18 protein-coding genes are annotated in these 19,716 nt (G+C 67.0%); 9 read left to right on the top strand and 9 right to left on the bottom strand.

All coding sequences use genetic code 11. The features are described 5' to 3' along the window. Window positions 1-7 precede the first annotated feature (7 nt). The 4 genes from VF716_RS07905 (at window position 8) to ggt (ending at window position 4,284) form a co-directional block, all read left to right on the top strand. Window positions 8-1,603: a GMC family oxidoreductase N-terminal domain-containing protein gene (locus VF716_RS07905; protein ID WP_440552431.1), complete on the top strand. Its 1,596-nt coding sequence runs from the start codon at window positions 8-10 to the stop codon at window positions 1,601-1,603. 106 nt (window positions 1,604-1,709) lie between these two features. Next, window positions 1,710-2,192 carry a pantetheine-phosphate adenylyltransferase gene (gene coaD / locus VF716_RS07910; RefSeq protein WP_013984354.1) on the top strand — a complete coding sequence of 161 codons (483 nt, stop codon included), beginning with the start codon at window positions 1,710-1,712 and terminating at the stop codon, window positions 2,190-2,192. 107 nt (window positions 2,193-2,299) lie between these two features. Continuing rightward, entirely contained in the window at window positions 2,300-2,551 is a 252-nt protein-coding gene (locus tag VF716_RS07915) for a YfhL family 4Fe-4S dicluster ferredoxin (RefSeq protein WP_003303200.1), read from the top strand. After that, window positions 2,551-4,284: a gamma-glutamyltransferase gene (ggt, locus tag VF716_RS07920; protein WP_125876247.1), complete on the top strand. Its 1,734-nt coding sequence runs from the start codon at window positions 2,551-2,553 to the stop codon at window positions 4,282-4,284. The genes VF716_RS07915 and ggt overlap by 1 nt, the downstream gene beginning before the upstream one ends. Here ggt and VF716_RS07925 read toward each other — a convergent pair. From VF716_RS07925 to VF716_RS07940, 4 genes are all read right to left on the bottom strand, one after another. Continuing rightward, window positions 4,268-6,103: a Na/Pi cotransporter family protein gene (locus VF716_RS07925; RefSeq protein ID WP_440552434.1), complete on the bottom strand. Its 1,836-nt coding sequence runs from the start codon at window positions 6,101-6,103 to the stop codon at window positions 4,268-4,270. The two genes, ggt and VF716_RS07925, sit on opposite strands and share 17 nt — an antisense overlap. Window positions 6,104-6,205: 102 nt before the next feature. Then, window positions 6,206-6,547, bottom strand: a complete 342-nt coding sequence (locus VF716_RS07930) for a hypothetical protein (protein ID WP_013984357.1) — start codon at window positions 6,545-6,547, stop codon at window positions 6,206-6,208. Window positions 6,548-6,661: 114 nt separating this feature from the next. Continuing rightward, a complete protein-coding gene (mutM, locus tag VF716_RS07935) occupies window positions 6,662-7,474 on the bottom strand; it encodes a bifunctional DNA-formamidopyrimidine glycosylase/DNA-(apurinic or apyrimidinic site) lyase (protein WP_017244120.1) in 813 nt (270 codons plus the stop codon). A gap of 56 nt (window positions 7,475-7,530) precedes the next feature. Beyond that, complete coding sequence (locus tag VF716_RS07940) at window positions 7,531-8,397, bottom strand: HDOD domain-containing protein (protein WP_041755836.1); 867 nt, start codon at window positions 8,395-8,397, stop codon at window positions 7,531-7,533. Between the two features lie 130 nt (window positions 8,398-8,527). Here VF716_RS07940 and VF716_RS07945 point away from each other — a divergent pair, with 130 nt between their 5' ends. Both VF716_RS07945 and VF716_RS07950 read left to right on the top strand, forming a co-directional pair. After that, entirely contained in the window at window positions 8,528-9,067 is a 540-nt protein-coding gene (locus tag VF716_RS07945; RefSeq protein WP_014598026.1) for a type 1 glutamine amidotransferase domain-containing protein, read from the top strand. Between the two features lie 100 nt (window positions 9,068-9,167). Then, window positions 9,168-10,364 carry a class I SAM-dependent rRNA methyltransferase gene (locus VF716_RS07950; RefSeq protein WP_108242430.1) on the top strand — a complete coding sequence of 399 codons (1,197 nt, stop codon included), beginning with the start codon at window positions 9,168-9,170 and terminating at the stop codon, window positions 10,362-10,364. A gap of 50 nt (window positions 10,365-10,414) precedes the next feature. On the opposite strand, the gene VF716_RS07955 is transcribed toward VF716_RS07950, so the two are convergent. Further along, the gene (locus VF716_RS07955; protein WP_185749345.1) at window positions 10,415-11,263 is read right to left on the bottom strand and encodes a poly(ethylene terephthalate) hydrolase family protein; all 849 of its coding nucleotides are present in this window, start codon (window positions 11,261-11,263) and stop codon (window positions 10,415-10,417) included. 511 nt (window positions 11,264-11,774) lie between these two features. Between VF716_RS07955 and ilvD the strand changes: the two genes are divergently transcribed. Further along, window positions 11,775-13,613, top strand: a complete 1,839-nt coding sequence (ilvD, locus tag VF716_RS07960; protein ID WP_014598027.1) for a dihydroxy-acid dehydratase — start codon at window positions 11,775-11,777, stop codon at window positions 13,611-13,613. Window positions 13,614-13,671: 58 nt separating this feature from the next. Here the strand turns inward: ilvD and VF716_RS07965 are convergent, their stop codons facing one another. Beyond that, the gene (locus VF716_RS07965) at window positions 13,672-15,405 is read right to left on the bottom strand and encodes a DUF4153 domain-containing protein (protein ID WP_125852711.1); all 1,734 of its coding nucleotides are present in this window, start codon (window positions 15,403-15,405) and stop codon (window positions 13,672-13,674) included. 97 nt (window positions 15,406-15,502) lie between these two features. Continuing rightward, the gene (locus VF716_RS07970) at window positions 15,503-16,621 is read right to left on the bottom strand and encodes an NAD(P)/FAD-dependent oxidoreductase (RefSeq protein ID WP_125852712.1); all 1,119 of its coding nucleotides are present in this window, start codon (window positions 16,619-16,621) and stop codon (window positions 15,503-15,505) included. Window positions 16,622-16,718: 97 nt separating this feature from the next. Between VF716_RS07970 and VF716_RS07975 the strand changes: the two genes are divergently transcribed. Next, complete coding sequence (locus tag VF716_RS07975) at window positions 16,719-17,174, top strand: metallophosphoesterase family protein (RefSeq protein WP_053527611.1); 456 nt, start codon at window positions 16,719-16,721, stop codon at window positions 17,172-17,174. Here the strand turns inward: VF716_RS07975 and VF716_RS07980 are convergent. After that, complete coding sequence (locus tag VF716_RS07980) at window positions 17,167-17,814, bottom strand: YitT family protein (RefSeq protein WP_011915019.1); 648 nt, start codon at window positions 17,812-17,814, stop codon at window positions 17,167-17,169. The genes VF716_RS07975 and VF716_RS07980 overlap by 8 nt on opposite strands. 87 nt (window positions 17,815-17,901) lie before the next feature. Then, a complete protein-coding gene (locus VF716_RS07985; protein WP_053527612.1) occupies window positions 17,902-18,417 on the bottom strand; it encodes a dihydrofolate reductase in 516 nt (171 codons plus the stop codon). Window positions 18,418-18,565: 148 nt separating this feature from the next. Between VF716_RS07985 and VF716_RS07990 the strand changes: the two genes are divergently transcribed. After that, the gene (locus VF716_RS07990) at window positions 18,566-19,681 is read left to right on the top strand and encodes a glycerophosphodiester phosphodiesterase (protein WP_043942285.1); all 1,116 of its coding nucleotides are present in this window, start codon (window positions 18,566-18,568) and stop codon (window positions 19,679-19,681) included. Window positions 19,682-19,716: the final 35 nt, after the last annotated feature.

Consider the following 19,716-nt stretch of genomic DNA (forward strand, 5'->3'; position numbering starts at 1 on the left):
GGCCGCCGTGCCCGTTCCCGATCTCTTCGCCGAAGGCCTCGCCCGTGGCTGGACCACCCATGACGGCTCGCGCCTGCAGCAGGACCTGACGCTGGAAGCCGATATCGCCATCGTCGGCAGCGGCGCGGGCGGCGCCACCAGCGCGGAAATCCTCAGCGCCGCCGGTTTCAAGGTGCTGCTGATCGAGGAAGGCCCGCTGCGCACCAGCCGCGACTTCGACATGCAGGAAGCCCGGGCCTACCGCTCGCTCTATCAGGAAGCCATCGGCCGCACCAGTAAGGACGGCGCCATCACGATTCTGCAAGGCCGTGCGGTGGGCGGTACCACGCTGGTGAACTGGACCTCGAGTTTCCGCACCCCAGCGCAGACCTTGCAGCACTGGGCCCGCGAGCACGGCGTCAGCGGGCTTTCGGCCGAAGCGCTGCAACCCTGGTTCGAACGCATGGAGCAGCGCCTGGGCGTGGCACCCTGGGCAGTGCCGCCGAACGCCAACAACCAGGTGCTCAGGCGCGGCTGCGAACGGCTCGACTATCACTGGGCGGTGATCCCGCGCAACGTGCGCGGCTGCTGGAACCTGGGCTACTGCGGCATGGGCTGCCCGACCAATGCCAAGCAGTCGATGCTGGTCACCAGCATTCCGGCACTGCTGGACAAGGGCGGCGAGCTGCTCTATCTCGCACGGGCCGAGCGCCTGCAGGTGCGTGGCGAGCAGGTGGTCGGGCTCGACTGCCTGGGCATGGACGAGCGCTGCGTGGCGCCCACCGGCCGGCGCATCCGGGTCATCGCCCGGCACTACATCCTCGCCGGCGGCGGCATCAACACGCCGGGGTTGCTGCTGCGCTCGGAGGCGCCCGACCCACACCAACGCGTCGGCAAGCGCACCTTCCTGCACCTGACCAACTTCTGCGCGGCGCAATTCGATCAGCGCATCGACGCCTTCAGCGGCGCACCGCAATCGATCTATTCGGATCACTTCCAGTGGCGCGACGGGGCTGCCGGGCCGGCGGGCTACAAGCTCGAAGTGCCGCCCATCCATCCCGCGCTCGCGTCCACCCTGCTCGGCGATTTCGGCTCGGAGAACGCGCAGCGCATGGCCGCGCTGCCGCATACCCACGCCATGATCGCCCTGCAGCGCGACGGCTTTCATCCGGACAGTGCCGAGGGCAGCGTCGAGCTGCGCGACGATGGCAGCCCTGTACTCGACTACCGCATGACCGCCTACGCCTGGGACGGCATCCGCCGCGCCTTTCTCACCATGGCCGAGATCCAGTTCGCCGCCGGTGCCCGCGCGGTGCTGCCGCTGCATGCCGATGCCCGTTACGTGAAGACGGCCCGTGCGGCACGCGAACTGATCGAGCGCCTCGACCTGGCGCCGTACCGCACCCGCCTCGGCAGCGCCCACGTCATGGGCGGTTGCGCCATGGGCGAAGACCCGCGCCAGGCGGTGACCGACAGCCTCGGCCGGCACCATCAGCTGCGCAATCTGTCCATTCACGACGGGTCGCTGTTTCCCACCAGCGTCGGCGCCAACCCGCAGCTGTCGATCTACGCCCTGTGCGCGAAGCTGGCAACGCAGTTGGGTGATCGCCTGCACAAGTCCTGAGATTGCCTCGCATTCGCGGCAGATCGCCGCATGGCCATTCAGACTTTACGCTGCCGATACCGAGCCGCTACCATCCACACCCCCACGCATGCGTCAGGACGCCGCGATGAATCGAGTGTTGTATCCGGGAACCTTCGATCCCATCACCATGGGCCACGCCGATCTGGTGGAACGTGCCTCGCGGCTGTTCGATGAGGTCATCATCGCCGTGGCGGCCAACCCGAAGAAGAACCCGCTGTTCCCGCTGGAGCAACGCGTGGAGCTGGCCCGTGAAGTGACCAAGCACCTGCCGAACGTGAAGGTCATCGGCTTCTCGACCCTGCTTGCCCACTTCGTCAAGGAACAGCAGGCCAACATCCTGCTGCGCGGCCTGCGCGCGGTGTCCGACTTCGAATACGAATTCCAGCTGGCCAACATGAACCGGCAGCTGGCCCCGGACGTCGAAAGCCTGTTCCTCACGCCGTCGGAAAAGTACTCCTACATTTCCTCGACCCTGGTGCGCGAGATCGCCTCGCTCCAGGGCGACGTTTCGAAGTTCGTGCATCCGGCCGTGATGCAGGCGCTCAAGACGCGCTTCGGCCAGAACTGAGGGCCGCCGTCGGCCCTGCGTCGAGTGCACGCCGAGCGTCGATGCGGCACAATTGGCCGTCGTAATTTAGCTGTGCCGTGGTTCGAGCCACGGCAGGAGTTCGCTGGATGTCCCTGAAAATCACCGATGACTGCATCAACTGCGATGTCTGCGAGCCGGAGTGCCCGAACAGCGCCATCTCCCAGGGCGAGGAGATCTACGTCATCGACCCCAACCTCTGCACCGAGTGCGTCGGCCACTATGACGAGCCGCAGTGCCAGCAGGTCTGCCCGGTAGACTGCATCCCGCTCGACGAGAACAACGTCGAGAGCAAGGACGAACTGATGCAGAAATACCTGATCATCACCGGCAAGGCGTGATGCGCTGGCGGCGACCGACCCGGCGGAGGCTCCTGTTCAGGGTGCTCCACGGCTGGTTCGCCGCCCTGCTGTTACTGGCCTGCAGCGTCCAGGCCAACCCGCTCGACAATGGTGCCGTCGCCACTGCCCACCCCCTGGCCAGCGAAGTCGGCCGCCAGATCCTTGAAGCAGGCGGCAACGCCTTCGACGCCACCGTCGCGGTGAGCGCCGCACTGGCCGTGGTCGAGCCCTATGGCTCGGGGCTCGGCGGTGGTGGCTTCTTTCTGCTGCGCGAGGCCGCCGAACCGGCCCGTCACGTATTTCTCGACGCCCGCGAGCGTGCGCCGCGCGCCGCCACGCCGGACCTGTATCTGCGCGACGGGCAGTTCCAGCGCGAACTGTCGCTGAACGGCCCGCTGGCGGCGGCGATTCCCGGCACGCCAGCGGCGCTGGTCGAGCTCGCCGAACAACGTGGTCGCCTGCCACTCGAGGCGACCCTGGCGCCGGCCATCGCCCTGGCCCGCGACGGCTTCGAGGTGGATGCGGTGTACCGCCAGCGCGCCAGCTGGCGCCTGGCCGCACTGCGTGACGATCCCGAGAGTGCGCGGCTGTTTCTCGACGAGGGCGATCTTCCGGCCGAAGGTCATCTGCTGCGCCAGCCGGAACTGGCGCAAACCCTGGAGCGACTCGCCAGCAACGGCCGTAACGGCTTCTATCGCGGCGAACTGGCACAGAAGCTGGTCCAGGGCGTACGTGCGGCCGGCGGCATCTGGTCGCTGGAGGACCTGGCCGACTACCGCACCGTGGAGCGCGAGCCCCTGCGTTTCGCCCTGGCCGATGGCCGCGAGCTGATCGGTGCGCCGCCGCCCTCGGCCGGCGGGGTGATCCTCGCGCAGAGCCTGGGCATCCTCGAACGCCTCGCCTGGCGTGAGGCCGAACCGCTGCAGCGCAGCCACCTGGTGGTCGAGGCATTGCGTCGCGCGTACCGTGACCGCGGGCTGCTGGGCGATCCCGATTTCGTCGCCGCACCGATCGAGCGGCTTTTGTCCGCGCGCTACCTGGACCAGCTGGCCGCCGCCATCGACCGCGAGCACGCCACCCCGAGCAGCGACCTGCCACCGGCACCACGCTGGCGCGAGGGCGAGCACACCACGCATTTCGCCGTGATCGATGCCGAAGGCAATGCGGTGGCGGCGACGCTGTCGCTGAACATGATGTTTGGCGCCGCCTTCACCGTGCCCGGCACCGGGGTACTGCTCAACGACGAGATGGACGATTTCGCCGCCGACATCGACGGCAGCAACGCCTACGGTCTGGAAGGCAGCAGCACCAACGCCATCGCCGGGGGCAAGCGGCCGTTGTCGAGCATGAGCCCGACCTTTATCGAGAGCCGCGAGGAATTCACCGCTTTCGGCACCCCCGGCGGCAGTCGCATTCCCAGCATGGTGCTGCTCTCGGCCCTGTCCTATCTGGACGGCGAGCCGGTGCAGGCCTGGCCGGCGGCGCCACGCTACCACCATCAGTACCTGCCGGACGTGCTGCAGTACGAGGCCGATGCCTTCAGCGCGGCCCAGCTGGACGCGCTACGTGCCCGCGGCCACCAGCCCAGGCTGATCGAGCGGGACTACGGCAACCAGCAGGTGCTCTACTGGCACAAGCCGAGCGGCAAGGTCGAAGCGGCCAGCGACCCGCGCGGCATCGGCCGCGCGCTGAAGGTGCCCGCACGGCGCCAGCCGATCACGGCTGAACAATGACCGGGCCGTCGTCCGCCGCCAGCTGCCGCAGCTGACGCGTCAGCTCGTGGCCCTCACCCAGCAGCAGGGCGTTGCGCAGGCTCTGGATGATGCGGCTGGCATAGCCCAGGTCGTTCATCAGCGAGCTGGTCTGCAGGCCGTCCAGCTTGTGATTGCGGATCGACTCGAACAGCCGCCGGCGAAACTCGGCGTCGAAGTGTGCGGCACGTTCGTCCAGCCAGTTCAGCCGCTCGCGCCAGAGCTCATCGGGCAGCTCGGAGTGATTCAGCGCGCGAATTTCCCGTAGCGATTCCAGCAGCTGCCGGCGCAGTTCGACATAGGCCTGGCGCGCGGCGGAATCGTCCTGGCGCAGGTACAGGCCAAGGTTCTTCTGCAGGTGCTTGGCATCCTTGACCGCATCCACCAGCTGCAGCGCGGCGACCTGGCAGTTCACCCAGAACGCCTGATGGCTCTCGTCCAGCGGCAGCTCCAGGCGGCCCATGAACGTCAGCAGATCGGAATACACGCCCTTGATATGGCGCCGGTACAGATGTTCGGCGTCCAGCGCCTGGGCTTCGGGACGGGCATGCAGCAGCGCTTCGTCGACCCGGCCCTGCTGACGCAGCTGCTCGACCGGCAGGTAGAGGGCATGACAGATCACCTCCAGGCTCAGGCGTGCCAGGTGCTGCAGCTCCTGAGCCACCGCGCTGGCCGCGGCATCGGCCGAATCCAGCGCCCGCTCGTTGAGATAGCGCGCATGGGTCACGCCATCCGCCGGCGTTGGCGTCAGCTCGGTGATCAGCACCGTCGGCTCGGCCCGCTCTGGCAGCACGCGCAGCAGGACGTTTGCCAGCTGCGTCTGCCAGGGCCAGAAGAGCAGCACGCCCATGCCGTTGAACAGGCTGTGGAACAGCGCCAGCTGAATCAGCCGGTTCTCGCCCAACCCCAGCGGCGCGACCAGCCACTGCACCAGCCAGGCCAGGGGCACCAGCAGTGCGATCGCCAGGATGGCGGTCGTGACGTTGAACAGCACATGCGCCAGGGCCAGGCGCTGGCCGCTGCGGTTACCGCCCAGCGAGCCGACAAAGGCGGTGGTGACGCTGGTGCCGATGTTCGCACCGATGGCGGTGGCCAGCGCCTGAGTCAGATCCAGCTGACCGGCGGCCAACGCGGTCAGGGTCAGCATCAGCGTTGCGTGGCTCGATTGCAGGACCACGGTGGCGAGCAGGCCGATGCCGACGAACAGCAGCTGGCCGGTCAACCCGCCGGCGTGATACTGCGACAGGTCCATGCCACCGAAGCTGGAAAAGCCGGTCTTGATCTGATCGATACCGAGAAAGATGAAGGCGATACCGAGCACGATGCGCCCGGCCGCCTTGCCCTTGTCTCCGCTGAAGCTGGCCAGCACCCCGAAGACCAGCAGCGGCAAGGCCAGCGGACTCAGGCTGACGTTCTGGCCGGCCAGCGCCAGCAGCCAGATGCCGGTGGTGGACCCCAGGTTGGCGCCGAACAGGATGGCGATACCGCCGGCGAGCTTGATCAGCCCGGTACTGATGAAGGCGATGGTGAGCAGCGATACCAGCGTGCTGGACTGCAGCAGCATGGTGCCGCTGACGCCGAACATCAGTCCCTTGAACGGGGTCGCGGTACTGCGGGCGAGCAGTTGCTCGAGCGTGCTGCCGGCCAGCTGACGCAGGCCCTCCTCGAGGCACTGCATGCCGAACAGGAACAGCGCCAGCCCCGCGCAGAGTTCGAGCCAGCCGCTGCTGGCCCAGAACGACCAGGACAGCAGCAATATGCCCGCGAGGGGCAGGAGGATCTTGAAGAAGGAAGGTTTCAAGATGGCTTCGCGCGGATAGATGAACTGGGAGGCGAAGCCTACTGCAGCGGCACCGCGATCGGAAGGCTCAGCGCCTGCCAGTCGCGGTGCGGATGATGCCGGTCAATTCTGTGCGTTGTAGCCGCTGGTGGTGCAGCCCAGGCAGCGTACGAAGGCTGCCTTGCCTGGCTCGACCACCAGCGCCTTGCCCGCCTCACCGACATTGCCGCCCAGCGCGGTGAACGGCAGGCTGACGACGAAAGCGGCGGCGCCCAGCACGGTCGCGCCGATCAGCAGCGGGCGGGCGATGACCAGGTCACCGATCATGGAGTAGGCCTTCGGCGCCTCGACGGTGTACATCGGATCGCCGCTGGCGTTCTGCGGGACCGATTCCGCGTGCGCCGGCATTGCCAGCAGGCCAGTGGTCAGAGCCAAGACAGCAGCGGTGGAGCGGAACAGATTCATGGTGTGGTCCTTCAGCTGTGCGAAACGCGGCAATTTTAGTTGTGGCGGCCACTATAGCAGCGGCCAGGGCCCGCGGGGCGTGAACGCCGTCAATGCGCGCGCAGTTGCGCCGCCTCAGCGTTGGCAGCGACCGCAGTAGACACTGGCGCGCTGACCGAGGCGAATCTCGCGCAATGTGCCACCGCAGTTCCTGCAGAACTCTCCGCCACGGCCATAGACGAACAGCTCCTGCTGGAAGTAACCGGGCTTGCCATCGCCACCGACGAAATCGCGCAGCGTGGTGCCACCGCGCTCGATGGCCATGGCCAGGATGCGGCGGATCTCCTCGCCGAGCTTCAGATAGCGCGCCCGCGAGATGCTGCCGGCCGGCCGCCGCGGATCGATCCCGGCGGCGAACAGCGCCTCGCTCGCATAGATGTTGCCGACGCCCACCACCACCGCGTTGTCCATGATGAACGGCTTGACCGCCATGCTGCGTCCGCGCGACAGCCGATACAGCCGGTCGCCATCGAAGTCCTCGCCCAGCGGCTCGGGCCCGAGGCTGGCCAGCAGTACATGCGCCAGCGGCTCGTCGCTCCAGAGCATCGCGCCGAAGCGCCGCGGATCGGTGTAGCGCAGGGCCTGACCGGACTCCAGCAGGATGTCGACGTGCTCATGCTTGGCCGCGGGCGATGCCGCGTCCACCAGACGCAGGCTGCCGGACATGCCGAGATGGACGATCAGCGTGCCGCTCTCGGCGCGGATCAGCAGGTACTTGGCGCGCCGCTCGACGGCCTCGATGCGCTGGCCGGACAGACGCACGTCGAGATCCTCCGGAATCGGCCAGCGCAGGCGACGATCACGCACCAGCACGCGGCTGACGCGCTGGCCGACCAGATGCGGCTCGATGCCACGGCGGGTGGTTTCGACTTCGGGAAGTTCGGGCATGGCGAGATACGGTTACAGCGAAGGGATGCCGACCTTAGCAGGCCGGCGCCGGAGCGTCAGCCCACGCCCAGTTCGCGAATGCTTTCCTTCAGGCAGACGAAGTCGTAATCCGACAGGCCGACATAGTCGAGCACCAGGCGCGAGACGCTGTCCCACTCGTGGTCCTCGGGCTGACCGCCCAGCACGCGATGACAGGCACAGATGTGTTCGGCCATCTTGAGGATCGCCAGCAGCGTCTTGATCGGCGCGTCACGCCCGGAGTCGTCGGAGAACAAGGACAACGCGTTGTGGTGATTGGCGATGGCATCGCACAGGTACAGTGGCAGGTTCCACGACTTGGCGGTGAAGTAACCGACCACCGCGTGGTTGGTGCTGAGCACGCGGTTCTCGATGTCGACGATGCGCTGGCCCTCGCCGGTACTGGCGTAGGCTTCCTCCAGCACCGCCATGTAACCGGGGAAGCGCTTGAGCATCAGCGGAATGCCGCAGTTGTGGAACAGCCCCAGTGCGTAGGCCTCGTCCGGCGCCTGGTAGCCGATGCGCTTGGCCAGGGTCAGGCAGGCCATGGCCACGTCCTGCGCGCTGTCCCAGAAGCGATTGAGGGTGACGATGGTCTCGTCGCTCATCTCGCCCTTGATCGACTGGGCGTTGATCAGGTTGATCACCGAGTCGCAGCCGAGCAGGTTGACCGCCTGCTGGATGGAGGCGATGCGGTTGGTCAGGCCGAAATACGGCGAATTGACGATCTTCAGCAGCGCGCCGGAGAGCCCCGGGTCTTGGCTGATCAACCGGGCGATGGCCTTGAGGTCGGGCACCGGCATGACCTGCTCCATCTGCAGATCGACCATGATCTGCGGCTGCGGCGGCACGCTGATGCCTTGCAGCACCCGGCGGATTTGATCGGCGGACAGTTCAACGGCCATGGCGGGGCGCTCGGACAGGTAAGGCAAAGTGCTATCGGCAGGAAAGGGCGAACTTTGGCTGAGATGTGGGTCCCATTTCAAGTGACTCGCATTCGGCGAGTGTTACCGACAGACAGACGGAGGTAAGCCCATGTCCCAATCTCTCAACGGCAAACGCGTGGCCATTCTGGTGACCGACGGTTTCGAGCAGGTCGAGCTGACCGGACCCAAGGAGGCGCTGGAAAAGGCCGGCGCAACCGCCGAGATCATCTCCGCCAAGAACGGCGAGGTGACCGGCTGGAACCACACCACCCCGGCCTCCAAGTTCCATGTCGACAACACCTTCGACAGCGTCCGCATGGAGGATTACGACGCCGTGCTGCTGCCCGGCGGCGTGGTCAATTCCGACACCATTCGCACCGACAAAACCGCGCAGAAGCTGGTCCGGGCGGCGGCGGATGCGAACAAGCCCATCGCGGTGATCTGCCATGGCGGCTGGCTGCTGATCTCCGCCGACCTGGTCAAAGGCAAGCGCATGACCAGCTGGCCCTCGCTCACCGACGACCTGAAGAACGCCGGTGCCGAGTGGGTCGACGAGCAGGTGGTGGTGGACGGCCAGCTCATCAGCAGCCGCAAACCCGATGACATCCCGGCATTCAGCCAGGCGCTGATCGACGCCCTGTCCGCCTGAGCGAGACAGTGGCAGCAAGCGGCGAGCGTTTTTCCGCCGACCCGGCGCGCGCCGCCTGCCGCTCGTTTAGAATGCCCGTCTTTTTTCCGGAGCCCTGCCGATGACCCTGCCCAGCCTGCGCCTCAAAGCCAACGCCGACCGCCGCCTGCGCGCGGGCCATCTGTGGGTCTACAGCAACGAGGTCGACACCGCGGCCACGCCCCTGGCCGGCTTCGCCGCTGGCGACCAGGCCGTGCTCGAAGCGGCCGGTGGCAAGCCGCTGGGCATCGTCGGGGTTTCGCCGAACAACCTGATCTGCGCGCGGCTGCTGTCGCGCGATCTCAAGCACAGCCTGGACAAGTCGCTGCTGGTGCATCGCATCCAGGTCGCGCTGTCGCTGCGTGATCGCCTGTTCGATCAGCCGTGCTACCGCCTGATCTACGGTGATTCCGACCTGCTGCCGGGCCTGGTGGTGGACCGCTTCCACGACCACCTGGTGGTGCAGCTGGCTTCGGCCACCATGGAGCGCAACAAGGATGCCGTGCTGGAAGCGCTGGTGCAGGTGCTCAAGCCGCGCGGCGTGCTGTGGAAGAACGACTCCAGCGCCCGCGATGCCGAAGGCCTTGAACGCTACGTCGATACCGCCTTCGGCGTGGTACCGGAGTGGGTCGCGCTGGAAGAGAACGGCGTGAAGTTCGAGGCGCCGGTGCTGCAGGGCCAGAAGACCGGCTGGTTCTACGATCACCGCATGAACCGTGCGCGCCTGGCGCCCTACGTCAAGGGCAAGCGCGTGCTCGACCTGTTCAGCTACATCGGTGGCTGGGGCGTGCAGGCCGCCGCCTTCGGCGCCAGCGAAGTGTTCTGTGTCGACGCCTCGGCCTTTGCCTTGGATGGTGTGGAGCGCAACGCTGCGCTCAATGGTGTGGCCGAGAAGATGACCTGCGTCGAAGGCGATGCCTTCGAGGCGATGAAGGAACTGAAGAATGCCGAAGAGCGCTTCGACGTGGTGATCACCGATCCGCCGGCGTTCATCAAGCGCAAGAAGGATCTGAAGAACGGCGAGGCCGCCTACCGCCGCCTCAACGAAACCGCCATGCGGCTGCTGAACAAGGACGGCATCCTGGTCAGCGCCAGCTGTTCGATGCACCTGCCCGAGGACGACCTGCAGAACATCCTGCTCGGCAGCGCGCGCCATCTGGATCGCAACATCCAGCTGCTCGAGCGCGGCGCCCAGGGTCCGGATCACCCGGTGCATCCGGCGATCCCGGAGACCCGCTACATCAAGAGCCTGACCTGCCGCATCCTGCCCAACAGCTGATCGGCCATCCGGTTGCGCAGGGCGGCGGACCGCCCTGCGCTTCCCCTGCCTTACTCGATGCCCTTGCGCTCCACACTCCACAGCAGGCTGGTACAGAGCCGGCAGAGCCGCCCATAGAAGGTGCTGCGCGCCGACTGGTCGTCCATCAGCTGGTAGCGGAACCAGGCCGTGCTCGGGCCGCGATACTCGCCGCCATTGCCAACCGGTTCGAAATGGCTGACATAGCGCCGCTCGCCCCAGAAGATCGGCACGTTGGCCCGGCTGTAGACCGGCTGCGCATTGAGGTAGGGCACGGCGATGGTGTCCGCCCCGCCGGACATGAGGAACATCGGCCCGCGCTGGTTGCGCTGCGAGGACGAGTCATGGCCGAGGCCGATGGTGTACGGCTGGATCGGCGCGGTGGCCCGGACGCGGTCGTCCCGGCCGGCCATGATCGAACCGCCGCCGCCCTGGGAGTGCCCCGAGGTCCCGACCCGCCCGGTATTGAGCACGCCGACATAGGTGCCATAGGTGCGGTTGCTCTCCTGCACCAGGTAATCCAGACAGGCGAGCATCTCCCGTCCGGTGCCGGCGTTGGAGGTTTCCGCCGCGGCGACGACGAATCCATGGCTGGCCCAGTGGGTCAGCAGTCCGGAATAGGTCGTCGGCCCGGTACCGGTGCCGTTACCCCAGAGGATGATCGGGTGCCGGACCCCGCCCTGGCCGAGCGTGCGTGGCCGATAGACACGGCAACTGGGCCCCTCGCTCTGGCTGGTGACCGCGTACGGACCGGAATTGTCGAAGCTCGAAACCGCCGGGAACGGCGCGCCGGGCGTATCGGGCAGCGGAGCGGCGATGGTGGAAACGGACAGGGCGACCAGCGCCGTGGCACTCAGGCATCCAAGTGTGAACTTGTGCATCTGCATTCCTCGTTCTTGTCATTGGTATAAGGATTCATCGCCGGTCGAACGCTGCCCTACCGCCGCGAAACGGACACCTACCGGCGACCGACCACCCGCGGGCAGCGCGCATCTGCAGAGGCGCGACAGCCAGCGAAACGGTCGGGAATGGACTGTAGCGAGCGATAATCGACCCGCCAGTCGCACGCAGGCAGAAGCGGACCAGCGGTCAAAGCGGCGAATTTCGGCGGATGCGCACCCCGGACGGCCGTTCAGGCGGCCCCGCGCGGCTAGCTCGCGGCATGCCGGCGTACCGGCAATCGTCCCGCCTGGCCCGGCTGCCGGAACGTGCGTAGAATCGGTGATATCTCGCCATTCACCACACGGCGGACCCAGAGCCCAGGCCCCACGAGCGATTACCCCGCCTCGACCCGGCCCCTTCCGAACGCGCGGTCACCCTCCGTTGCATCCGGCACAGGCGTTGCTCACCATACGCATACCTCCGATTACCTGATTAGCCGCAGGAACCGTCATGCCTGATTACCGTTCGAAAACCTCCACGCACGGCCGCAACATGGCCGGTGCCCGGGCGCTGTGGCGCGCCACCGGCATGAAGGACGAAGACTTCAAGAAGCCGATCATCGCCATCGCCAACTCCTTCACCCAGTTCGTCCCCGGCCACGTGCACCTCAAAGACATGGGCCAGCTGGTCGCCCGCGAGATCGAGAAGCACGGCGGCGTGGCCAAGGAATTCAACACCATCGCGGTCGACGACGGCATCGCCATGGGTCACGACGGCATGCTCTATTCGCTGCCGTCGCGCGAGATCATCGCCGACTCCGTGGAGTACATGGTCAATGCGCATTGCGCCGACGCCATCGTCTGCATCAGCAACTGCGACAAGATCACTCCCGGCATGCTGATGGCCGCGCTGCGCCTGAACATCCCGGTGGTGTTCGTCTCCGGCGGCCCGATGGAAGCCGGCAAGACCAAGCTGGCCAACCACGGTCTGGACCTGGTCGACGCCATGGTAGTGGCCGCCGACGATTCCTGCTCCGACGAGAAGGTCGCCGAATACGAGCGCAGCGCCTGCCCCACCTGCGGCAGCTGCTCGGGCATGTTCACCGCCAACTCGATGAACTGCCTGACCGAAGCCCTCGGCCTGTCCCTGCCGGGCAACGGCACCACGCTGGCCACCCACGCCGACCGCGAGCAGCTGTTCCTGCGCGCCGGGCGTATCGCCGTCGAGCTGTGCAAGCGTTACTACCAGGACGGCGACGAGTCCGTACTGCCGCGCAACGTGGCCAGCCGCAAGGCCTTCGAGAATGCCATGACCCTGGACATCGCCATGGGCGGTTCGACCAACACCATCCTGCACCTCCTGGCCGCCGCCCAGGAAGCCGAGGTCGACTTCGACCTGCGCGACATCGACGCGCTGTCGCGCAAGGTGCCGCAGCTGTGCAAGGTGGCACCGAACATCCAGAAGTACCACATGGAAGACGTGCACCGCGCCGGCGGCATCTTCTCCATCCTCGGCGAGCTGGCCCGCGGCGGCCTGCTGCACACCGATGTTTCCACGGTGCACAGCCCGAGCATGGCCGATGCCATCGCCGAATGGGACATCACCCAGACCCAGGACGAAGCGGTACATACCTTCTTCAAGGCCGGCCCGGCGGGCATCCCGACCCAGATCGCCTTCAGCCAGGCCACCCGTTGGCCGAGCCTGGACCTGGACCGTGCCGAAGGCTGCATCCGCAGCGTCGAGCACGCCTATTCCCAGGAAGGCGGCCTCGCCGTGCTCTACGGCAACATCGCCCTGGACGGCTGCGTGGTGAAGACTGCCGGCGTGGACGAGTCCATTCACGTGTTCGAAGGCACGGCGAAGATCTACGAAAGCCAGGACAGCGCCGTGAAAGGCATCCTCGCCGACGAGGTGAAGCCAGGCGACATCGTCATCATCCGCTACGAAGGTCCGAAGGGCGGCCCGGGCATGCAGGAAATGCTCTACCCGACCTCGTATCTGAAGTCCAAGGGCCTCGGCAAGGAATGCGCGCTGCTCACCGACGGTCGCTTCTCCGGCGGCACCTCGGGCCTGTCCATCGGCCATGCTTCGCCGGAAGCGGCCGCAGGCGGCGCCATCGGTCTGGTGCAGGACGGCGACAAGGTACTGATCGACATTCCCAACCGCAGCATCCAGCTGCAGGTGTCGGATGAAGAGCTGGCCCACCGCCGCATCGAGCAGGACAAGAAGGGCTGGAAGCCGGCGCAGCCGCGCGCGCGCAAGGTCTCGACCGCGCTCAAGGCCTACGCCCTGCTGGCCACCAGCGCCGACAAGGGCGCGGTGCGCGACAAGGCGATGCTGGACGGCTGATCACCTGCCGCAGCCGCAACAAAAAAGCCCGACCTTGTGTCGGGCTTTTTCATGCGCGCTATTCGGTAATCGCCGGCTCCAGCCGTATGCCGTCAATCTCCAAGGCATTGAAACGCGGCGCCACCACCCGCCAGGCCCCACGCTCGATCTGCTCCTTGAGGGTCTCGCCGTCGAGGGTCTGCTCGTCGGCGCTGCGAAGGTGGCCGATCCAGCGCCAGCTGCCGTTCGCCTCACGCCCCAGCACCGTCACGATTCGCGGCCGCGCACCGCGTAGCAGCAGTACCTCGGGCTGGCCGTCGTCATCCAGATCGACGGCAAACAGGGCGCAGTCCCCGTCACAGCCCTGGGTCGCGATCGCCTGGGCCAAGGCGCCGTCGGCATCTTCGAGAGGCGCGCCGATCCATGGCACGGGAGCGGTGTTGGCCATGTCGTGCGCGTGTCGCCAGTTCCAGTAGTTGTCCGCGCCGTCCAGTCGCTGCAGGTCCGCCTGCAGTTGCTCCCGACGCGCGTCGGCGATGCCCGGTTGGCTCAGGCGCTGGCGCAGTTTTTCGAGATGGTCGCGACCGGGCTGTCCCAGCTGAAAGCGCAGCGCGCCGAGATCGGTGCGCTCTGCCGGCACCTGCTCGTCGAGCAGGCGCTGGTACTGATTGGCTGCGCTGAGCTGCAACGGGCTCAACGGTGGCAGATGCATGAGCAGCAACAGCGCCACCGAAACCAGCGCCAGCAGCGGGTTGCTCCGGCGCAAGCCCGCCAACCAGCCATCCCGCCGTTGCAGCACCGCCGCCATCAGCGCCAGCGCGTGCAGCAGCGCCACCAGGGTCGCCCCGAGCGCCACCACCCGATCAGGCGTGAGCCCGTACTGACCGATCCGCAGCCACAGTGCGTAAACCGCAAGACCCGCCAGAAGCGGCAGGCACAGCGAGCTGGCGTCGACCAGCACGCGCAGCGCACGCGGGTAATGCACCGCTTGCCGGCCATCCTGAACGACGCCGTTGAGCAACGCGACATGGGCGAACACCATGGCCAGCAGGATCGGCGTCGCATGGCGGGTTTCCCACAACGGCTGCAGACCGGTGAACGGCAGGCAAACCACGAACAGCAGCAGAATCAGGACCGTCAGCGGCAGCAGGAAGCGACACATCGCCTGCAGCACGTTGCGCAGCGCATCGACCAGTTGGCCACGCTCGAGACCGATCCACAGCCCGATGGCGACGACCGTCGCGCTGGCCACCCAGATAAAGCCGGACGACTCGAACAGCGTTGCGAAAAGCCTGATGCCGACCAGCTTGAACAGGCCAGCCCAGAGCCAGATCAGCAGCCAGAACGCCGCCAGCATCAGCAGCGCCATGAACAGCAGCAGGCCGTTGTTGATGGCATGCCGGTATAGCGCGGCGTAGGCGACACGCCAACGATGATCGATATCCCGCGCCTGGATGAAGGGTGTCAGCACATAGGCCAGGATCAGGTTGCTCCAGAGCAGCAGGGTACCGACGGATTCACCCAGGTAATACCAGCGCGGCTGCTCGAACTGCAGCGCGAGGCCGCCCGCCAGCACGGCCGGCAGCGCGGCAGAGGCAAGTACCAGGCGCCAGCGTCCGGCCTCGCACAGCCCGCCCCAGAGCAGCTGCACCTGCCAGCCGCCAATCACCGTGAAGGCCAGCAGCGCCGAACACAGAATCCGCCAGCCAGCAGCGTGCGGCCAGACCTCGCTGGCCGCCCAGAGCGCCAAACCCTGCAGCAATCCGACCGCCAGATAGACTTTCAGCGGGCGGGCTTCGCCTGTCAGTTCCATGCACGTTCCTTTTGCCGGTGATGCGCCGTCCGATCGCGGCGGGTTGCAGTGTGCGGCCCGTCCGCACGGGCCGCAACGCGAGCGCGACAGCCCGTGATCAGATCGCCAATGCCGTGGGCTCGAGCTGCCCAAGGACGTGTTCGGCAATAGCCAGACAGGCAGTCAGGCCCGGCGATTCGATGCCGAACAGGTTCACCAGCCCGGCGACGCCGTGCTGCGCCGGGCCGTCGATGCGAAAGTCCGCGGCCGCCTCGGCGGGGCCGCTGATCTTCGGGCGGATGCCGGTGTAGGCCGGTTGCAACGAAGCGTCCGGCAGCGCCGGCCAATAACGGCGAATCGCGGCATAGAAGCCCTCGGCCCGTTCCGGCTCGATGCGATAGTCGAGCGCCTCGACCCACTGCACGTCCGGGCCGAAACGCGCCTGGCCGGCCAGATCCAGGGTCAGGTGCACACCGAGGCCGCCGGGCTCGGGCAGCGGATAGACCAGATGGCGAAACGGCGTGCGCCCGCTCAGGCTGAAGTAGCTGCCCTTGGCGAAGAACTGCCGCGGCCGCGCGGCCGGGTCCAACCCGGCGGTGTGCGCGGCGAGGATGGGCGCGCCATGCCCGGCGCAATTCACCACGGTGCGGGCCAGCAACTGCAGCGGGTCGGCGCCGCCCACCTCGACCTGCAAGCCCGCGCTGCCGACGGTGATCGCCGTTACCGGCGCGTTCAGTGCCAGCACCGCGCCGTGGCGCTCGGCATCGCCCAGCAGTGCCAGCATCAGCGCGTGGCTGTCGATGATGCCGGTACTCGGCGAGAGCAGCCCTGCCACCGCCTGTACTTCGGGCTCCAGCGCCAGCACCTCGCGCCCATCGAGGGACTGCAGGTCATCGACCCCATTGGCCAGCGCGTGCCGCCGCAGTTGTTCCAGCGCAGCGATCTGGGCCTCGTCGGTGGCGACGATCAGCTTGCCGCAACGTCGATGGGCCACGCCGTGGCTGTTGCAGAAATCGTAGAGCTGGCGACGCCCGGCCACGCACAACCGGCCCTTGAGCGAGCCCTGCGGGTAGTAGATGCCGGCGTGGATGACTTCGCTGTTGCGCGCGCTGGTGGCGGTGCCAAAGGCCGCCTCGGCTTCCAGTATCAGCACCTCGCGACCGGCCAGCGCCAGCGCACGCGCCACCGCCAGCCCGACCACTCCCGCACCCACCACCACGCAATCCACCCGATCCATGCCAGACTCCTCGACCCGAACAGCCCAAGCCTGCCGCAACCACTGCGGTCGGCCAAGGGTCGGATGACCTGACGAAGCAGTTAAAGGGAACACCGGCATGCGCATCGGCCTGATCTCCGACACCCACGGTCTGCTCCGCCCCGAGGCAGTGGCGGCGCTGCAGGGCTGCGCACAGATCATTCACGCCGGCGATATCGGCAAACCGCAGGTGCTCGACGGGCTGCGCGTCATCGCGCCGCTGGAGGCGATCCGCGGCAATATCGATACGGCCGACTGGGCGCAGGTGCTGCCCGAACGCCTCGACCTGCGCATCGGGGGTCTCACCCTGCACGTGCTGCACGACCTCAAGCAGCTGGATATCGACCCGCTTGCCGCCGGCGTCGACGTGGTGATCGCCGGCCACTCGCACAAACCGAAGGTCGAGCGGCGCGATGGCGTGCTCTACGTGAACCCGGGCAGCGCCGGTCCGCGACGCTTCAGCCTGCCGATCAGCCTGGCACTGCTGGAGCTGAACGACGGCCAGGCGCAGGTGGAGCTGATCAGCCTCAGCTGACGCCCATGTAGCGATCGGCGCGGTGATTGATCGCCAGCACCAGATTCAGCGCCACGGCGCCGAGCACCGACAGCAGCACCTTGTCCACCGGTACGACGAACACCGCGGCCATGACGATCAGCGCGTCGATGCCCATCTGGAAGGTACCGGCGCGCAGGCCGAAACGCTCCTGCAGGAACAACGCGAGGATGTTCACCCCGCCAAGACTGGCGCGATGGCGGAACAGGATGAGCAGGCCGATGCCGATGGCGAAACCACCGAACACTGCGGCGTAAACCACGTTCAGCTCGGCGAAGCGCACCCACTGTGGGGTCAGCTCGGCGAACAGCGAGACCAGCCCCACTGCGCAGACGGTGCGCAGGGTGAACTTCCAGCCCATGCGCCAGATCGCCAGTGCATAGAACGGCAGGTTGAGCAGGAAGAACACCGGGCCGAACGACCAGCCGGCCAGGTACTTGAGCAGAAAGGCCAGCCCAACGGTGCCGCCGGTCAGCAGCCCGGCGTGGCTGTAGAAGGCGATGCCAAGGGCGACCAGCGCGGTGCCGGTGAGCAGCGCCAGAGCGTCCTCCCACAGCGGGTGACGAACGAAGATCGCCGATACGCGCTCGGCTTGCGGCACGTCGGATTCGCGGGTTTGCATCGGCCGGGTCTCGAAAACGGTTGTTGCGAAGGATAGAAGCTGGGCAGGCGGAAGGACTTGGCGCCGATCAAGCGAAGACGGCGCCGATCAGCGCCGTTGCCAGGTCTCGAACCGATACGCAGGCGCCTCGCCCTCGGCCGGATGCGGCTGGCTGTCGATGCACTGCCATTCGTGCTCGTCGAATACCGGGAAGAAGGCATCGCCCTCGGGCTGCGCGTCGATCCGTGTCAGGTAAAGCCGCTGCGCCTGCCCCAACGCCTGGGCGTACAGCTGCGCACCGCCGATCAGCATCAGCTCGGCGACGCCCTGCTCACGCGCCCACTGCTCGGCACGCACCAGCGCGGCATCCAGATCGGTGAAGGTTTCCGCACCGTCGAGCTGCAGATCGGCCTGGCGACTGACCACCAGGTTGAGCCGCCCCGGCAGCGGGCGGCCGAGCGAGTCCCAGGTCTTGCGACCCATGATGATCGGCTTGCCAAGGGTCATGGCCTTGAAATGCCTGAGATCGGCGGGCAGATGCCAGGGCATGCGGTTGTCGAGGCCGATCACGCGGTTCTGCGCGAGGGCGGCGATCATGGCGAGGGGAAGGCGGGTCTGATTCATGGCGGCGAGAATACCAGAGCGGCCCCGATTCCCGCAGCGCCAGCCGTTCGTCGGCTTAACCGTTTTGCAACGCAAGGGGCAACGCAGCGTCAACGTCCGGTCATGCAAGTGGCGCAGGCTGTGACATCCAAACCGAGGAGATGCCGAAATGGCCCGCAAGACCACCGCTTCCCTTCGCCGCTGGCTCACCGCCTGCACCCTGTTGCTACCGCTCGCCGGCTTCGCTGCGCCGGATGAACACGCCGCGAAACACCAGGCTGCGCGGGGCGAGCCGACCCCACTGGTGATCGCCCATCGCGGCGCCAGCGGCTATGTACCGGAGCACACCCTGGCCGCCTATGCCCTGGCCGTTTTCCAGGGCGCCGACTACATCGAGCCGGACCTGGTGATGACCCGTGACGGCCATATCGTCGCCCGCCACGACAACGAGCTGGGCCTGACCACCGATGTCGCCCAGCGCCCCGAGTTTGCCGATCGCAAGCGCACCCAGCAGGTCGACGGCGTCACCCTCACCGGCTGGTTCAGCGAAGACTTCACCCTCGCCGAGCTGAAGACCCTGCGCGCCATCGAGCGCATCCCGGATATCCGCCCGGGCAATGCCCGCATGGACGGCAGCCTGGAAATCCCGACCCTGCAGGAGATCATCGACCTGGTGAAAACACTGCAGCTCAGCCAGGGCCGGCGCATCGGTCTGTACCCGGAAACCAAGCATCCGACGCATTTCCAGCAGCTCGGCCTGGCCATGGAGAAGCCGCTGGTGCGCATCCTCACCCGCAACGGCTACGTCGGGCGCCACGCGCCGGTGTATATCCAGTCGTTCGAGGTGGACAACCTCAAGACCCTCAGCCGCCTGACCCAGCTGCGCCTGGTGCAGCTGTTCAGCTCCGGCCAGCCGTATGACCAGCAGGTGCGCGGGACCAAGCTGACCTACGCGCAGATGGCCACCCCCGCCGGGCTCAAGGCCATCTCCCGCTACGCCGCCGGCGTCGGCCCGGAGAAGAGCTACATCATTCCGCGTGACGGCAACGGCAATCTGGGCACGCCGACCGGCTTCGTCGCCGCCGCCCATGCGGTCGGGCTCAAGGTCCATCCGTACACCTTCCGCGCAGAAAACGCCTTCCTCCCGGCCAACCTGCGCAGCAGCGACAAGCGCCACGAGCGCGGCGACAGCGAAGCGGAGATCCGCGCCTTCCTCGATGCCGGCATCGATGGCCTGTTCATCGACCAGCCGGATATCGCCGTGCGCCTGCGCAACGCCGACTGACGACCACAGCGGGGAGCCGCAACGGCTCCCCGTTT

It is taken from the genome of Stutzerimonas sp. Brlt_14 (genome assembly GCF_051948915.1).
Lineage (GTDB): Bacteria > Pseudomonadota > Gammaproteobacteria > Pseudomonadales > Pseudomonadaceae > Stutzerimonas > Stutzerimonas stutzeri.

Excerpts from the sequence above, each read along its gene's own strand:
- VF716_RS07930 (WP_013984357.1), bottom strand. The coding sequence starts at position 6,547 with ATGAATCTGTTCCGCTCCACCGCTGCTGTCTTGGCTCTGACCACTGGC.
- ilvD (WP_014598027.1), top strand. The coding sequence starts at position 11,775 with ATGCCTGATTACCGTTCGAAAACCTCCACGCACGGCCGCAACATGGCC.
- VF716_RS07985 (WP_053527612.1), bottom strand. The coding sequence starts at position 18,417 with ATGAATCAGACCCGCCTTCCCCTCGCCATGATCGCCGCCCTCGCGCAG.
- VF716_RS07940 (WP_041755836.1), bottom strand. The coding sequence starts at position 8,397 with ATGGCCGTTGAACTGTCCGCCGATCAAATCCGCCGGGTGCTGCAAGGC.
- VF716_RS07945 (WP_014598026.1), top strand. The coding sequence starts at position 8,528 with ATGTCCCAATCTCTCAACGGCAAACGCGTGGCCATTCTGGTGACCGAC.
- VF716_RS07915 (WP_003303200.1), top strand. The coding sequence starts at position 2,300 with ATGTCCCTGAAAATCACCGATGACTGCATCAACTGCGATGTCTGCGAG.
- VF716_RS07975 (WP_053527611.1), top strand. The coding sequence starts at position 16,719 with ATGCGCATCGGCCTGATCTCCGACACCCACGGTCTGCTCCGCCCCGAG.
- VF716_RS07955 (WP_185749345.1), bottom strand. The coding sequence starts at position 11,263 with ATGCACAAGTTCACACTTGGATGCCTGAGTGCCACGGCGCTGGTCGCC.
- VF716_RS07980 (WP_011915019.1), bottom strand. The coding sequence starts at position 17,814 with ATGCAAACCCGCGAATCCGACGTGCCGCAAGCCGAGCGCGTATCGGCG.
- mutM (WP_017244120.1), bottom strand. The coding sequence starts at position 7,474 with ATGCCCGAACTTCCCGAAGTCGAAACCACCCGCCGTGGCATCGAGCCG.
- VF716_RS07965 (WP_125852711.1), bottom strand. The coding sequence starts at position 15,405 with ATGGAACTGACAGGCGAAGCCCGCCCGCTGAAAGTCTATCTGGCGGTC.
- VF716_RS07950 (WP_108242430.1), top strand. The coding sequence starts at position 9,168 with ATGACCCTGCCCAGCCTGCGCCTCAAAGCCAACGCCGACCGCCGCCTG.
- ggt (WP_125876247.1), top strand. The coding sequence starts at position 2,551 with ATGCGCTGGCGGCGACCGACCCGGCGGAGGCTCCTGTTCAGGGTGCTC.
- VF716_RS07970 (WP_125852712.1), bottom strand. The coding sequence starts at position 16,621 with ATGGATCGGGTGGATTGCGTGGTGGTGGGTGCGGGAGTGGTCGGGCTG.
- VF716_RS07990 (WP_043942285.1), top strand. The coding sequence starts at position 18,566 with ATGGCCCGCAAGACCACCGCTTCCCTTCGCCGCTGGCTCACCGCCTGC.
- coaD (WP_013984354.1), top strand. The coding sequence starts at position 1,710 with ATGAATCGAGTGTTGTATCCGGGAACCTTCGATCCCATCACCATGGGC.